This window comes from Micromonospora sp. BS32, assembly GCF_059089345.1.
In genome coordinates this window covers 1-15,069 of record NZ_JBSSHR010000013.1, presented here as the reverse complement: position 1 = coordinate 15,069, position 15,069 = coordinate 1, and the positions used below count along the sequence as shown (strand labels likewise).

Annotated in this window: 15 protein-coding genes; 8 read left to right on the top strand and 7 right to left on the bottom strand. The window is 72.4% G+C overall.

What is annotated here, in order from left to right; all coding sequences use genetic code 11:
* The first annotated feature begins 15 nt into the window (after positions 1-15).
* Positions 16-1,104 (top strand): S-(hydroxymethyl)mycothiol dehydrogenase, encoded by a 1,089-nt coding sequence (locus AC5RWQ_RS19590; RefSeq protein WP_494284149.1) that lies wholly within the window; start codon positions 16-18, stop codon positions 1,102-1,104.
* Complete coding sequence (locus AC5RWQ_RS19585) at positions 1,101-1,730, top strand: MBL fold metallo-hydrolase (protein WP_494284148.1); 630 nt, start codon at positions 1,101-1,103, stop codon at positions 1,728-1,730. Before AC5RWQ_RS19590 ends, AC5RWQ_RS19585 begins: the two co-directional genes overlap by 4 nt.
* A gap of 9 nt (positions 1,731-1,739) precedes the next feature.
* Here AC5RWQ_RS19585 and tsaA read toward each other — a convergent pair whose 3' ends face one another.
* Positions 1,740-2,147: a tRNA (N6-threonylcarbamoyladenosine(37)-N6)-methyltransferase TrmO gene (tsaA, locus tag AC5RWQ_RS19580; RefSeq protein WP_494284147.1), complete on the bottom strand. Its 408-nt coding sequence runs from the start codon at positions 2,145-2,147 to the stop codon at positions 1,740-1,742.
* Between the two features lie 114 nt (positions 2,148-2,261).
* On the opposite strand from tsaA, the gene AC5RWQ_RS19575 reads away from it, so the two are divergent.
* From AC5RWQ_RS19575 to AC5RWQ_RS19565, 3 genes are all read left to right on the top strand, one after another.
* The gene (locus AC5RWQ_RS19575) at positions 2,262-3,386 is read left to right on the top strand and encodes a DUF3626 domain-containing protein (protein WP_494284146.1); all 1,125 of its coding nucleotides are present in this window, start codon (positions 2,262-2,264) and stop codon (positions 3,384-3,386) included.
* Between the two features lie 212 nt (positions 3,387-3,598).
* Complete coding sequence (locus tag AC5RWQ_RS19570) at positions 3,599-4,291, top strand: hypothetical protein (protein WP_494284145.1); 693 nt, start codon at positions 3,599-3,601, stop codon at positions 4,289-4,291.
* 709 nt (positions 4,292-5,000) lie between these two features.
* On the top strand, positions 5,001-5,600 hold the full coding sequence (locus AC5RWQ_RS19565) for a hypothetical protein (protein WP_494284144.1): 600 nt from the start codon (positions 5,001-5,003) through the stop codon (positions 5,598-5,600).
* A 234-nt stretch (positions 5,601-5,834) separates the two neighbouring features.
* Here AC5RWQ_RS19565 and AC5RWQ_RS19560 read toward each other — a convergent pair whose 3' ends face one another.
* Complete coding sequence (locus AC5RWQ_RS19560) at positions 5,835-7,340, bottom strand: MFS transporter (RefSeq protein WP_494284143.1); 1,506 nt, start codon at positions 7,338-7,340, stop codon at positions 5,835-5,837.
* A gap of 46 nt (positions 7,341-7,386) precedes the next feature.
* Positions 7,387-7,623: a hypothetical protein gene (locus AC5RWQ_RS19555; RefSeq protein ID WP_494284142.1), complete on the bottom strand. Its 237-nt coding sequence runs from the start codon at positions 7,621-7,623 to the stop codon at positions 7,387-7,389.
* A gap of 138 nt (positions 7,624-7,761) precedes the next feature.
* On the opposite strand from AC5RWQ_RS19555, the gene AC5RWQ_RS19550 reads away from it, so the two are divergent.
* Positions 7,762-8,895 carry a geranylgeranyl reductase family protein gene (locus tag AC5RWQ_RS19550; protein ID WP_494284141.1) on the top strand — a complete coding sequence of 378 codons (1,134 nt, stop codon included), beginning with the start codon at positions 7,762-7,764 and terminating at the stop codon, positions 8,893-8,895.
* Between the two features lie 19 nt (positions 8,896-8,914).
* Here the strand turns inward: AC5RWQ_RS19550 and AC5RWQ_RS19545 are convergent, their stop codons facing one another.
* A complete protein-coding gene (locus tag AC5RWQ_RS19545) occupies positions 8,915-9,949 on the bottom strand; it encodes an NAD(P)-dependent alcohol dehydrogenase (protein ID WP_494284140.1) in 1,035 nt (344 codons plus the stop codon).
* 98 nt (positions 9,950-10,047) lie between these two features.
* Between AC5RWQ_RS19545 and AC5RWQ_RS19540 the strand changes: the two genes are divergently transcribed.
* A complete protein-coding gene (locus AC5RWQ_RS19540; RefSeq protein WP_334493663.1) occupies positions 10,048-10,236 on the top strand; it encodes a hypothetical protein in 189 nt (62 codons plus the stop codon).
* 53 nt (positions 10,237-10,289) lie between these two features.
* On the opposite strand, the gene AC5RWQ_RS19535 is transcribed toward AC5RWQ_RS19540, so the two are convergent.
* Positions 10,290-12,083, bottom strand: coding sequence for a bifunctional metallophosphatase/5'-nucleotidase (locus tag AC5RWQ_RS19535; RefSeq protein ID WP_494284309.1), 1,794 nt, complete (start codon positions 12,081-12,083; stop codon positions 10,290-10,292).
* A 236-nt stretch (positions 12,084-12,319) separates the two neighbouring features.
* Here AC5RWQ_RS19535 and AC5RWQ_RS19530 point away from each other — a divergent pair, with 236 nt between their 5' ends.
* A complete protein-coding gene (locus AC5RWQ_RS19530) occupies positions 12,320-13,222 on the top strand; it encodes an SDR family oxidoreductase (RefSeq protein WP_494284139.1) in 903 nt (300 codons plus the stop codon).
* Between the two features lie 43 nt (positions 13,223-13,265).
* Here AC5RWQ_RS19530 and AC5RWQ_RS19525 read toward each other — a convergent pair whose 3' ends face one another.
* On the bottom strand, positions 13,266-13,919 hold the full coding sequence (locus tag AC5RWQ_RS19525) for a nucleotidyl transferase AbiEii/AbiGii toxin family protein (protein WP_494284138.1): 654 nt from the start codon (positions 13,917-13,919) through the stop codon (positions 13,266-13,268).
* Positions 13,916-14,245, bottom strand: coding sequence for a hypothetical protein (locus tag AC5RWQ_RS19520; protein WP_334493651.1), 330 nt, complete (start codon positions 14,243-14,245; stop codon positions 13,916-13,918). The genes AC5RWQ_RS19525 and AC5RWQ_RS19520 overlap by 4 nt, the downstream gene beginning before the upstream one ends.
* Positions 14,246-15,069: the final 824 nt, after the last annotated feature.

Here is a 15,069-nt window from a genome sequence, read left to right as displayed (position 1 = left end):
AGGCAGGAGGATCGCGTGAGCCAGGAAGTCCGGGGAGTCATTTCGCGGCGCAAGGGCGCGCCGGTCGAGGTCGCCACCATCGTGGTGCCCGACCCGGGGCCGGGCGAGGCGGTGGTGAAGGTCCAGTCCTGCGGGGTCTGCCACACCGACCTGCACTACCGCGAGGGCGGCATCAACGACGACTATCCGTTCCTGCTCGGGCACGAGGCCGCCGGAATCGTGGAGCAGGTGGGGGAGGGCGTGACCGGCGTCGCGCCCGGCGACTTCGTGGTGCTCAACTGGCGGGCGGTCTGCGGAGTGTGCCGCGCCTGCCGCCGCGGCCGCCCGTGGTACTGCTTCGACACCCACAACGCGGCCCGGAAGATGACCCTGACCGACGGCACCGAACTCGCCCCTGCGCTCGGCATCGGCGCCTTCGCCGAGAAGACGCTGGTCCACGCCGGTCAGTGCACCAAGGTCGACCCGGCCGCCCGGCCCGCCGCGGTGGGCCTGCTCGGCTGCGGCGTGATGGCCGGCCTGGGCGCGGCGATGAACACCGGCGGCGTCACCCGGGGCGACTCCGTGGCGGTGATCGGCTGCGGCGGCGTCGGCGACGCCGCGGTGGCCGGTGCTGCCCTGGCGGGCGCGACGACGATCGTCGCGGTGGACACCGACGCTCGCAAGCTCGAGTGGGCGCGGAAGTTCGGCGCCACCCACACCGTCAACGCCTCGGCTGAGGACGCCGTCGAGGCGATCCGGGCCGCAACGGGCGGCTTCGGCGCCGACGTGGTGATCGACGCGGTCGGCCGGCCGGAGACCTGGAAGCAGGCGTTCTACGCCCGCGACCTGGCCGGCACGGTCGTGCTGGTCGGCGTGCCGACCCCGGAGATGACGGTCGACCTGCCGCTGCTGGACGTCTTCGGCCGCGGCGGCGCGCTCAAGTCCAGCTGGTACGGCGACTGCCTGCCCAGCCGGGACTTCCCGCTGCTCACCGAGCTCTACCTGCAGGGCCGCCTGGACCTGGACGCCTTCGTCACCGAGGAGATCGCGCTGGACCAGGTCGAGGAGGCGTTCTCCCGGATGCACCACGGCGACGTGCTGCGCTCGGTGGTGGTCTTCCCGTGACCGCCCGGATCGACCACGCCGTCACCGCCGGCACCTTCTCCCTCGACGGGCAGACCTTCGACGTCGACAACAACGTCTGGGTGGTCGGCGACAACGCCGAGTGCGTCGTCGTGGACGCCCCGCACGACGTGGCGGCGATCCTGCGCGCCGTCGGCGATCGCCGGGTGGTCGCCGTCCTGGCCACTCACGCCCACGACGACCACGTACGGGTCGCCCCCGAGTTGGCGAAGGCGACCGGCGCGCCGGTGCTGCTGCACCCCGCCGACCGGGTCCTCTGGGACCTGGTCCACCCCGACGTGGCGCCGGACGGGAAACTGGCCGACGGGCAGGCCGTCGACGTCGCCGGCACCACCCTGCGGGTGCTGCACACCCCCGGCCACAGCCCCGGGGCGTGCAGCTTCCACGCCCCGGATCTCGCGGCGGTCTTCACCGGCGACACCCTCTTCGCCGGCGGCCCGGGCGCCACCGGTCGGTCCTACAGCGACTTCGGGACCATCATCGCGTCGATCCGTACGCGGCTGCTCACCCTGGCGCCGGAGACGGCGGTGCACACCGGGCACGGCGACAGCACCACCATCGGCGCGGAGGCCCCGCACCTCGACGAGTGGCTCGCCCGGGGGCACTGACGAGCGAGCTCAGCGCTCCCCGTCGAGCACCGGCTTGACGTCGAGCACGGGCGTGCCGTCCACCGCCTCGAGGTCGGCGACCCGCACCCGCGGGCCGTCGACCGCCAGCACCCGTACCCGGTGCAGCCCGATCGGATTGGGCCGGTGGGGGGAGCGGGTGCTGAACACCCCGGTCTCCGGCCTGCTCCGGTCCCCGCGCGGATGCACCGCAAGCACGTCCCGGTCGGCCCGGTCCAGCCAGGTCAGCACCAGCACGTCGGTGCCGGGTCGCAGGTCGCGCAGGCCGGCGGCGACGGCGGGGGTGAAGACGAGCCAGGCCTCGGGCGCGCCCTCGTCGCCCTGCTTCGGGGCGCGGTCCAGGTCGGTCAGCGGCGACTCGACCCGGCCGACCGGTCGCAACTCGTACGACCCGGTCACCGGACATCCCACCGCATGCGCATACTCGTCCTTCGATCGGCGGGAACTCACTGTAACCCCACCTCGGCAGGAATCGGGTTGCCGGTCATGATCACGGCGACCACGATGCTCTCCATGTCCGTCACCTCCCGGACGAGCCGGCCCGACGCGCCATCTCTCACCACCGCGCAGGCGGCCGCGCTGGCCCACGTGCGCGAGGCGGCGTCGGGTCACCGCCCGGCCGCCCTCGCGGTGATCGCCCGGCACCTGGCCGCATCCGCCGTCACCTGTCGGCCCGAGGAACTGGTGCGGGCGGTCGCCGCACACGGTGGACTGACCGTGAACTTCCACCCCGACCGGCTGCTGGCGGACGGGCGCACGGTTGCCGGCGCGCTCGCCGACGAGGGCATGTACCGCAGCCAGTTCGTCACCGGCATCTCCAACGGCGGGCTCACCGCGTACCCCGGTGGGGACCGGGACCGGTGGGAGGAGCGGCTGTTCGGCGGGGCGTACCACAGGGCCGGCGTACGCCCGGCGGACCGGCCGGTCTACGGCGGCCTGAATCTGCTCGGCCACCCGGACGGCGCGTGCCCCCGCTTCGGCTCCTGCCACCTGGTGCTGCGGCCGGAGGTGCTGGGCCGGGCGACGCTCTGCTTCGGGGACAGCTCCGTCGGCGCCCGGGACCTGGGTACGGCGGACGCCTGTGAGCCGATCCTGGCCGCCCTGCTGGCGGCGACCGGCGGCGACGGGTCCTGTCTGGGCGTCACCGGCCTGGGCGTCGCGGGCCTGACCCGGGTCCTGCTCGACCGGCACGCGTGGGCACCCTGGCGGCCGGGCGCGGCCGGCCGCGCCCTCGACGACTACGTGGAGGCCCAGATCCACGGCGGGGTCGGCCTGGGTCGGGACGTCGCGGCGCTGGTGGTCGACCCCTCGTTCCGCGATACGGACACTGGGCACGCGCTGGCGACAATCGCCCGGCGGCACCGGCTCGACCTGGTGTTCCACGGTGGATTCGCGTTACCGGTCGAGGGAGTCGATCCGGAGTTCCGCGGGCCTGCGATCCCGCCGCTGGCGGCCCGCGTGCACGCCGAGTTCGCCCGACCGGGCGAGCTGATCGATGCCGCGCTGGTCGGGCGGGCGGCAGCCTCGGTGGTCCGCGAGCCGCACCGCTGGGCCGACCGGGGGCCGACGGCGGACACCCTCCAGCACCTGAAGCAGCTCTGGCACGTCCTGGTCCGGTACGGCGCACCCCGCACCTGACCTGCCCGTTCGTCCCGTTCGACCCGGGACGCACGGACCGGAGGTGAGCCAGGCCGCAGCCTCAGCGGGGCCCCGGCATTTCCGGAATGACCGACACGCGAAGCTGGTTGTGTCCCCCGTACCGCCGGCATGCAAACCCCCGTCGGCGGAGCTGTTCCCCCGAGGGGCGCTCACTGAAGGAGCGCGTCGACACGATCGAAAGGGCAACCATCGTGAAGCAGGACTTCACTCGATGGCTCCCGGCCATCGCGAAGAATCGCCGGACCGCACTGGGCATCGCTGGCATCGCCGCCCTCGGCGGCCTGGCATTCGGACCTGCCGCAGTGGCCGCCCCCATCACCGGCGGACCGCACGCGGGTGCCGTCGCCGCCATCGACCTGGCCACCGGCAAGAACCGGCAGGCCACCACTGTCGAGTCGGGGCTGACCATGGGCAGCAAGACCGCCGAGGTCCCGTCCGGCAAGCCGAGCAAGGACGAGCTCATCCCGCACGGCGTCGAGGGCGCGCAGTCCCGCGTCCCGCTCGACGACGCCCAACTCGCCAACGCCAAGGCCATCATCAAGGAGGCCAAGGAGACCGGCGTGGGGGAGCGGGGTGCGGTGATCGGCATCGCCACCTCGCTGCAGGAGTCCAAGCTCTACAACCTGGGTCACCTCGGCGCGTACAACGACCACGACTCGCAGGGCCTGTTCCAGCAGCGTCCGTCGTCGGGTTGGGGCACGCCGGAGGAGGTCACCGACCCGAAGTACGCCTCGCGGGCCTTCTTCCAGGCGCTGAGGAACGTGCCCGGCTGGCAGGACCTGCCGCTGACCGCCGCGGCGCAGACCGTCCAGGTCTCGGCCTTCCCGTACGCGTACGCGCAGTGGGAGGAGCAGGCGGCGGACATCGTCCAGCAGCTCTGGTGATCACCTGAACGCATCGACCGGCCGGTCCCCGTGAGGGGGCCGGCCGGTCGCGTCGTCGCGGGGTCCCTCGGTACCGGCTAAACGGGCGTGTCGCGTGAGGCCAGCGATGTGGTGATGAGCGATATGACGGAGCGTCATGAATATGACGCGGAGTCATACCGCTCTTCGCCGGATCGTTCCCGACACTGCGTCCCGCCGCAGACAAGCCAGGCGGCTTCCTCGCGTGCCGTGCCGCAACGGCCGGTAGCCGCTTCAGGTGCAGTCGGTGCCGTCCGCGAGAACGCCCGCCACCCGAGCTGCCGGTGCGTCGTCTGTGTGATGTGTCCGGTCCCGAGGTGGGGGCGGTGCTGCTTGTCGGGTCCCGAGGTGTGGTGCGGCCGCGCCGATGTCCCGTCTGCGCCCGATGGTGAGTGCCGTCCCGTGACCGGCGGCACCCTGAGGCTGGAATCGTGGCCGGCCCGGGGTCGTTACATATCCCGTACGACCGCAGTAGCAGGCCCCTCCGGCCCGCCCGGATGGATGCGGTGGCCCCGGAATGATGGCGGGCAGGCGGTCGTTACACATGGTCCCGGCGCCCGAGCCCCCGCTCGTGAAGCCAGCCGGACGAAGACTTTCCCCCTTTGTGTTTTGAGCGCCTCTGTTCGTGGTGCTTGCCCCGCGCGCTGATCCCCCTCGCGTGTGTGGGCCAACCCCCGAAGGAGCTTTCTCCATGAAGACCACCATGCTGCGTAAGAGTGTTCTGGGTATCGCTGGTCTGGCGTTCGCCGGTGGCGTGTTCGCCGGTCCGATGGCCGAGGCGCACGCCGCCCCGGCGGTGGACGTCAAGCCCGTCGCGGTGGCCGTGCAGGCCGACAAGCCGGGTGTGGACAAGGCCAAGTTGATCCCGCACGGTGTGCAGGGCGCGCAGTCGCGCATCGATCTGAACGATGAGCAGACCGCGAACGTGAAGGCGATCATCGCGGCGACGAAGAAGTCGGGTCTGGACGAGCGGGCCGCGGTCATCTCCATCGCCACCAGCCTGCAGGAGTCGAAGCTGGAGAACCTGGGCCACCTCGGCGACCGTAACGACCACGACTCGCTGGGCCTGTTCCAGCAGCGCCCGTCCTCGGGTTGGGGCAGCCCGGAGCAGATCACCGACCCGATCTACTCCACGATGGCCTTCCAGAAGGGCCTCAAGCAGATCGACGGCTGGCAGGACATGCCGCTGACCGAAGCCGCCCAGACCGTGCAGGTCTCCGCCTACCCGGACGCCTACGCCCAGTGGGAGCAGCAGGCCGCCGACCTCGTCGCCGCGCACTGGAACAGCTGACCCCACAAGCCAACGAACGCTGGCCGGCACCCCTCACGGGGTGCCGGCCAGCGGCGTATCCGAATCCTGGACGGCTACGGTCCCCAGCTGACGCCAACCGTCCAAGATCTCCCCACCTCCGCCCTCCCACCCGCGTTGATCATGAGGTTGACGGTAGTGGAGGAGATCCACACCGCCGGTAACCCCATGATCAACGAGGCGAGGAGTCGAGGGCGAGGAGTCGAGGGCGGGGTGTCAGGGGCGGTCGGTGGCCGAGGAGCGCGCGGGGCGGTGCGACGAGGAGTGGTTCGCGTGGCGGCTCAGCGCCACGTCGAGTAGGGCCGCTATCAGGGCGAGCGCGATGATGCCCGTGGCCAGCAGCAGCGAGTGTCGGAAGGCCGCCGACCAGTCCCCGCGCGTGCTGGACAGCGACGAGAAGAACACCGACCCGACCGCCGCGATACCCGCGGCCGAACCGATCCGCTGACCGGTCTGCAGCATCCCGGCGGCACTGCCGGCCTGGGGAACGGGCACCTCGGCGAGGGTCAGCGTCTGGTTCGGAGCGATGACCAGGCCGCTGCCCAGCCCGGCGAGCAGCAGGGGCACCGCCGTCAGCAGCGGTACCGAGCCGGACGGGGTACCGCGCAGCACTACGACCACCGCGCCGAGGCCGAGCACCACGACGGCGAGGCCGATGCCGACCAGCGGCCGGCCGAACCGGTTGACGACCCGGCCGCCGAGGGCGGAGGCCAGCGCGGACCCGAGGGCGAACGGGGTGATCGCCAGGCCGGCGACGAGCGCGCTGTACCCGAGGCCGTTCTGCAGGTAGAGGGTGAAGATGAAGAAGATCGCGGTGAACCCGCCGAAATAGATCAGCGCGATCAACGCGCCGAGGGTGTACGACCGCACCCCGAACAGCCGCAGGTCGAACAGCGGGGTCTGCCGGCGGGCGTACCGGTGTTCCCAGAGCCCGAAGCCGGCCAGCAGCAGGAGTCCGGCCGGCACGAGCGCCCACTTCCAGCCGCTGTGCCACTGTTCCCGCTGCACGAGCGGCAGGAGCAGGCACACCACGCCGACGCCGAGCAGCAGCACCCCGACCGGGTCGAGTCGGTGCCGGTCGGGCTGCCCGGTGGGGCGGGACGGCAGCAGCCGCCAGCCGAGCAGCACCGCGACGATGCCGACCGGCACGTTGACGAAGAAGACCCACCGCCAGCCGTGCGCCTCGCCGCCGAGCTGGATGAGCAGCCCACCGAGCAGCGGGCCGACGGCGGTGGAGATGCCGATGGTGGCGCCGAGCAGCCCGAAGGCGCGGCCCCGCTCGGAGCCCCGGAACAGCTGCTGGATCAGCCCGGTGACCTGCGGGTTCACGATGCCGGCCGCGGCGCCCTGGAGCAGCCGGGCGGCCACCAGCCAGCCGGGGGAGGTCGCCAGGCCGGCGAGCGCGCTGGTGAGCGTGAACAGGGCGATGCCCAGCACGAAGGCGTTGCGCCGCCCGCGGGCGTCGCCGAACCGGCCGGCCGGCACCAGGATCAGGCCGAAGGTCAGCGCATACCCGGAGAGCACCCACTGCAGGTCGCTCGGGCTGGCGTGCAGCGCCTTCTCCACCGACGGCACCGCGACGTTGACGATGCTGACGTCCAGCAGCGTCATGAACGCGGCGACCAGTCCGACGCCGAGGGCCTGCCACCGGCGCCGGTCCCCGTCCGGCGACGGCGCGGTGCTCACCGTCGAACCGCGATCGCTGGTCGATCGATCATGCATGTCCGACCGCTACCCGGGCCGCTCCCCGGCAAACCGGACGGGACGGTCACGCCATCTGGCGGGCACACCACCGCGGGCCGAAGTCGAGCCCTGCCATCGGCGAGTCCTCCCGGTGCAACAGGCCCTTCTCGGTGAGCAGGTGAAGCGGGGCGTGGATCTCCTCCTCGGCCATGCCGGATTCGGCGGCGATCAGGTCGGGATAGGGCACCTGTCCGCGCGTCTCCAGCGCGGTCACCGCCTCGTACACCCGTACCTCGATCTCCGACAGACGGAGCTGCTGCATGGTGACCTCCTTGCTGTGACCCGCCCGGTCCGGCGGGGCGTCTGGGTACCGCGGCTTACCCGCCAGATGTCCGACAATGCCCACCCGGACGGGCGGTCGTGTGCGGCCGGCCGCGCCGGGTTGGCCTAGGCTGACGGCGTGATCATCTGGGATCTCGTGGTGGTGGGCGCCGGCCCCGCGGGGCTCGCCGCCGCCCGGGTCGCGGCCGCGGCGGGCGTCCGCACGCTGGTGCTGGACCGGGCCACCCATCCCCGCTACAAGACCTGCGGCGGGGGCCTGATCGGCACCTCGCTCTCCGCCGTCGCCGGTCGGATCGAGGTGCCGGCGCACGACCGGGTCGACCGGGTCACCTTCACCCGGGACGGGCGACGTGGTTTCACCCGCCGGCACCGCACGCCGCTGGTGTCCATGGTGCGCCGGGACGAGTTCGATGACCGGCTGCGCGCGGCCGCGGTGTCCGCCGGGGCCGAGGTCCGCGGCGGTGTCGCCGTCCGCGGCCTCGACCAGGACCCCGACGGGGTACGCGTACGGCTGGCCGACGGCACCTCGGTGACCTCCCGGACGGTGATCGGGGCGGACGGCTCCTCCGGGATCACCTCCCGGCACGTGGGGGTCCGCTTCCGCCAGGTCGACCTGGGCCTGGAACGGGAACTGCCGGTCCCGCCCGACATCGCGCGGCGCTGGCAGGGCCGGCTGCTGCTGGACTGGGGCCCCGTCCCGGGCTCCTACGCCTGGGTCTTCCCCAAGGCCGACACGTTGACCGTCGGGGTGATCGCGGCGCGCGGCGAAGGGGAACGGACGCGGGACTACCTGCGCCGATTCGTCGACCGGCTGGGGCTGTCCGACATCGACCCGGAGCACGACTCGGGGCACCTGACCCGGTGCCGGGCCGAGGACTCGCCGCTGCGGCGCGACCGGGTGCTGGTGGTCGGCGACGCGGCCGGCCTGCTGGAGCCGTGGAGCCGGGAGGGGATCAGCTTCGCGCTGCGCTCCGGCACCCTCGCCGGGGAGGCGGTGGCCGCCGGCGACCCGGGCCGCTACGAGCGGGACGTACACGCGCGGCTGGTGCCGTCGATGCGCGCCGGGCACCGGCTGCTGGAGGTGTTCGAGCGTCGGCCCGACGTCTTCCACGCCCTGCTGGCGACCCCGGCCGGCTGGTCGATGTTCGTGCGGTTCTGCCAGGGCCGGGCGAGCTTCGACGGGACGCTGGACCGGGCCCCGGTGCGGGCCGCGATGGCGCTGCTGGACCGGCTGCCGGCGGCGCGCCGGTAGCCCTGAGCGCCCCGGCGGCTCAGGGCACGATCACGGCCCGGCCGTGGATCTCGCCACGCCGCAGCAGGTCGTACGCCTCCGGCGCCCGGTCCAGGGGAAAGATCTGCACGTCGGCGTTGAGCAGTCCCACCCGCCCCAGGGCGATCACCTCCTGAAGTTCGGCCCGGGTACCCCAGAACGGGATCACCACGCTGGTCTCCAGCGGCATGGTGGGCGGCTCGTCGGCGACGGGCCGCACCGGTAGGGTGCCGCCGCCCAGGCCGACCAGGAGCAGCCGGCCGCCGGTGGAGACCACCGAACGGGCGGTGGTGAGGGTGGGATCGACGCCCACGCAGTCGATCACCACGTCGGCGCCGTCCGGTGCCGGTCCGACGATCTCACGGATCTTCTCCACCGTCTCCGGGCCGGCCTGCACGACGTGGTGCGCGCCCATCCGGGTGGCCAGGTCCAGGGCGGCGACGTTGCTGTCCACGGCGATGATCCGCACGGCGGTGGTGGCGGCCAGGATCTGCACCGCCATGTGCCCCAGCCCGCCGATCCCGATCACCACGCAGGACGTTCCGGGGCGCAGCGCCGGGCGCGCCAACTCGATCGCGTGGTACGGGGTGAGCCCGGCGTCGGTCAGCGGCGCGGCCTGGGCCAGCTCCAGGTTGCCCACGTGCAGCAGCCGGGAGGCGGGCACCGCCACGTACTCGGCGAGACCGCCGTCGCGGCTGAGGCCGATGCCGCCCGGCGGGACGGTGCGGCACTCGTTCTCCCGCCCGTGCAGGCAGCCCCGGCAGGTGCCGCAGCCGATGATGCCGTACACGGCGACGGGGTCCCCGGTCGACCAGCCGGTCACCCCGGGCCCGAGGGTGTGCACGGTGCCGGCGATCTCGTGGCCGAGCGTGATCGGGCTCGGGAAGAGCCCCGGCGGCGCGTCGAGGATGTGCAGGTCGGAGTGGCAGGCGCCGACCGCGCCGACGGCGAGCAGCACCTCGCCGGGGCCGGCGGTCGGGGTGGGCACCTCGACCTGTTCGAGCACCCCGGGGGCGGTCATCCGTACCGCGCGCATGTCGTCCTCCACCTGGTCGCCGACGCCGTTCGTCGGGCCGGCTTACCCCCGACCGGGAGGTTGATGCGACAGTGGACGGGCGGGCGCACAATGCGGGCATGGCTGACGACGAGTCGTTCACCGACGAGGAGTACGCCTTCCTGCGCCATGTCCGCTTCGGCGAGCTGCCCCCGGCGGTCCGCCCGGAGGACCGGGTGGAGTTCACCGAGACCGACCCGCGCCGGGACCGCCCCGAGCCGGCCGGCAACCCGGACGACTGGAACCTGCGCCTCGGCCCGGGCGGCTGAGAACGCGGACGGGCCGCGGGGGAGACCCCCACGGCCCGTCACGGTGGTACGGATCAGAAGACCGGCACGCCCTCGCGGACCAGCTTCCAGTTCGGCACGAAGAAGTCGGCCGGGTTGATCGTCCCCTTCGCCTGCGCCCAGTCGATGAGCAGCTGGCGGATCTCCTGCTGCTCGTTGTAGACCTGGGTCTTGACGATGCCGGGGAAGTTGCCGCCGCCGCTGCGCCGGTAGTTGTTCACCGCGATGACGAACTGCGCGTCCGCCGCGACCGGGGTGTCGGTGCCCGGCAGCACCAGGCGGGTGATCCGCTGGCCGAGCGGCTTGGAGATGTCGATGTCGTAGTCGACGCCCGAGATCACGTCGTAGTTGTAGTCCGGCACCAGCGGGTCGCTGATCGTGGCCGGGTCGAAGGTCGCGCCCACCGCGAGGGTCTTGAAGTACTTCGCCGAGTACTCCAGGTAGGCCCGCAGCTCGGCGCCGGTGAGCACCACGGCCTCGAGGGTGTTGTCGAAGACGTACAGGCCGGCCACGTCGCGGATGCGCACGTCGCCCTGCGGGAAGACCGCGGTCCGGCTGAACGGCGCCGCGATCGACAGCACCGGCAGCGTCGCGTACGACGTGCCGGCGAGGGCCTTGGTGACGACCTCGGTCTGGACGTGGTTGATGAAGTCCAGGATCGGGGTGTCCTTGTACCGCGACTCGGCGGCCGACAGCTCCTCGGAGGACTGGGCGACGACGGTGTTGACGTAGTCGACGGTCTTGCTGTGCTGGCCGCGTACGGCCGCGAGCACCGCCGGGTCCTCCACCACGGTGTTGGTGTTCAGCATGGTGGCGCCCTTGGTGACGACCTTCCAGGTGCCGCGCACCTTCTGGACGGTGAAGTCCATCCGGGTCAGCCGCTGCCCCCACTTCGACGGCTCGGCGGTGAGCACCTGCGCGCCGGTGGCGGTGTTGGTGACGAACCGCTCCACGACCTCGTTGTGGGCGTGACCGAAGAGGATCGCGTCGATGCCGGGGACCTGCTGGGCGATCAGTGCGACCGGGTTCTCGTTCGGCAGCTCCGGACCGTAGCTGGAGGTGCCGCTGTCGCCGCCGTGGGCGGAGATGATGACCAGGTCGGCGCCGCGGTCCCGCATGATCGGCACCCACTTGGCGGCGGTCTCGACCATGCCGGGGAAGACCAGCTTGCCCTCGACGTTGCCCTTGTCCCAGATGGCCACGCCCGGGTTGGTCAGGCCGAGGATGCCGACGTTGATGGTCGGGGAGTCCCAGCCGCCGAGGGAGACCTTCTTGATCACGTACGGCAGGTAGGCCGGCTTGCCGGTGGCCTCGTTGACCGCGTTCGCGGCGAGCGCCGGGAAGCCCAGCTGCGAGATCCACGTCGCCAGCAGCGGCAGGCCGTAGTTGAACTCGTGGTTGCCCAGGGTCACCGCGTCGTACTTCAGGATGTTCATGGCGTTGGCCATCGGGTGCGTCTCACCGGTGCTGGTGATCGGCTCCTGCTTGGCGTAGTACGTGGCCAGCGGCGTGCCCTGGATGGTGTCACCGGCGTCGAGGACGAGGGTGGCCTTGCCCGCCCGCTCGGCGCGGATCTGGTTGACCAGGGTGGCCAGCTTGGCGACGCCGACGTCGTTGTGCTTGCTGTCGTCGTACTCGGCGTCCTTGTAGTAGTCCCAGTTGTAGACGTTGCCGTGGGTGTCCGAGGTGCCCAGGATGGTCAGGTCCCAGGTCTTCGGGCCCGTCGACTCGGCCGCCCGCGCGGGGGCGCCGGCGATCAGCGGCGCGGTCGCCGCGGCGGCGGCGGCGGCCAGCACCTGGCGGCGCGAGGCGCCGGAGGAGGAGGTCATGAGGTGCCTTTCCATGGGGGTGGACGCGCCTCGTGGGCGCCGTTGCGCACCCTAACCACCCTGCTGTCCCTCCCGCCACAGCAGGCCGAGGTGTTTCATCCCACCGGCACCAAGGGGCACCCGCTTGTAACACGTCGGCCACCCCGGACGCCCCGTCCGGTCGTTTCTCCCCGTCCGGTCGGGGTAGCGCGGATGAGGACCGGATCGGACAAATGGACGTACCGAGGAGTACCGCCGTGAGCCAGGACCAGTACACCCCGCAGGACCCCACCGACCAGTACGGCCAGCAGGAGGGCCAGCCCGCCCAGCAGCAGCCGGCGCCGGGCTCGACGAAGGAGATGGGCCCGAAGCCCGACCACGGCGAGGAGTCGTACCGGGGCAGTGGGCGGCTGGAGGGCAAGCGTGCCCTGATCACCGGCGGTGACTCCGGGATCGGACGGGCGGTCGCCATCGCCTTCGCCCGGGAGGGCGCCGACGTCGTCATCTCCTACCTCGCCGAGGAGGAGGAGTCGGACGCCCGGGAGACCGTCCGGCTCGTCGAGGAGGCCGGCCGCAGGGGGGTGGCGGTCCGTACCGACATCCGCGAGGAGCAGCACTGCCGGGACCTGGTCGAGCGGACCGTCTCCGACCTGGGCGGCATCGACATCCTGGTGAACAACGCCGCCTACCAGATGTCCCAGGACGACGGCATCTCGGCGATCAGCACCGAGCAGTTCGACCGGGTGTTGAAGACCAACCTGTACGCCATGTTCTGGCTCTGCAAGCTCGCGATCCCGCACCTGAAGGAGGGCTCGGCGATCATCAACACCACGTCGATCCAGGCCTTCGACCCGTCCCCGCAGTTGCTCGACTACGCCACCACCAAGGCCGGCATCGCGAACTTCACCAAGGGTCTCGCCGCCCAGCTGGCCGAGCAGGGCATCCGGGTCAACGCCGTCGCGCCCGGCCCGATCTGGACGCCGCTGATCCCGGCCACCATGCCGGAGAAGAAGGTCAAGCAGTTCGGCACCGACACCCCGATGGGCCGCCCCGGGCAGCCCGCCGAACTGGCCCCGGCGTACGTCTTCTTCGCCTCGCAGGAGTCCAGCTACGTCACCGGGGAGATCCTCGGCGTGACCGGCGGCCGGCCGACCAAGTGAGCAAGGCACGCCCCGCCGGCCGGTCGTCGCCCTCGTCGCCCGGTCAGCGGGGCCAGTCGGCCATTCGGCGGCGCAGCGCGGCGACCTGCGCGGCGTCCAGGCCGTACCGGGCGAACCGCTGGTCCGGCACCCGGTCCAGGTAGCGCCCGGCCTCCCGCACGTCGTCCGGGTCGAGCGCCGGGTCGGCCTGCCGGGCCAGCTCCAGCAGCTCGGCCACCCGGTAGTGGTCCAGCGCCGAGGAGACGTCGATGTAGTCGCGTACCTCGCGCCGGTTGACCAGGGCGGCGGTCTTGTTGGCCACCAGGTCCCGGACGTCCATCACCGGGCCCAGGTCCATCACCACCGGGGAGCGGTGCCGGTCCAGCCGGGCCAGGCTCAACCGGATCTGCCGGTCGCCCCGGGTCACCACGAAGTCCTTCAGGTCCCGGTCGAAGCCTTCGAAGAGGCCGCCCAGTTCGCTGTCCGGGTCGGCGTCGTCGACGGCGAAGCCGGCCCGTTCCAGCGCCGCGCGGACCTCGGTGGCGGCGGCCGCGGCGGCGCCCTCCACGTCCGCGAAGAGATCGACGTCCTCGGTGGGGCGGGTGACCAGCCCGTGTGCCGCCCAGGCGACCCCGCCGCCGAGCACGAACCGGTGCGGCCCGGCCGCGGTCAGCGCCACCCGGGCCACCTCCCGGTAGAAGTCGTGCAGGTGGGTCACGCGACCCGCAGACCCCGGTGCCGGCTCTCCCAGGCCTGCCGGACGCCGCGCGGCAGGTTGAGCCGCCGCCACACCCGGCGCAGCGTGCGCCCGTTGATCAGGTGCCGCAGGTCCTCGGCGCGGGTGGTCTCCCGCAGGACGTTCTCGTACATCCAGAGCAACTGGTCCGGGTCGGCGAGGTCGAACGTGCGGTCGGCGTTCCACATCAACCGCACCGGCAGCTCCACCACCCCCCGGGTGGGGCCGGCCAGCTCCGCCAGGGTGCGCGCCACCACCGCGGGACGGCCCGGGCGGGCCAGGTGGGCGGTCGGCATGGTGGCCTGCATGGTCTCAGGGTAACGCCGGATCCGGATTTCCCCGCCTCCCACCTGCCGGCGCGTGCCGCATCCTGCGCCGTGGGCGGCCACCGCGCGGCGGCGCCGCGTCCGCTTTCCGCCCTTTCGGGTACGCCACGGGACGCCTTCCGGGTACGCCCCGGACGCCGCCCTCGAACCGGCCACCGCCCGACAGTGCCCGCCCTCGGGGGACCGCCTGGCCTGGGGAGCGCCGCCAGGGGTGCTCGGCCCCGGGCAGGCGCCCACCAGAGTGCCCGCCCCGGGAGTGCCGGCCCCGCGGCCCCGGGATGGCCCGGAGCGGCTTCGGGTGCAGTACGTGCTGCCCCGACGACAAGTAATGCACCCGAAGTCCCCGCTGCGCCGTTCGGCCGGTGTGTGTGGTGGCGGGCGGGTGGGTGGAATCGTGGCTTGGTATCCGGTTGTGGAGGCCTGACCGGTGGCGGCTTCGTGCGGTCTGGAGTGGGCGTCCCGTGATCGGCGGCACCCTGAGCCCGGAATCGTGGCCGGCCCGGGGTCGTTACATGTCCCGTACGACCGCAGTAGCAGCCCCTCCGGCGCGGCCGGGTGGATGGCCAAGCCCCGGAATGATGGCGGGCCGGCGGTCGTTACACATGGTCCCGGCGCCCGAGCCCCCCGGCTTGTCAAGCCTGCCGGACCTTGAGACTTTCCCCCTTTGCTTTGAGCGCCCCTGTTCGTGGTGCTTGCCCCGCGCGCTGATCCCCCTCGCGTGTGTGGGCCAACCCCCGAAGGAGCTTTCTCCATGAAGACCACCATGCTGCGTAAGAGTGTTCTGGGTATCGCTGGTCTGGCGTTCG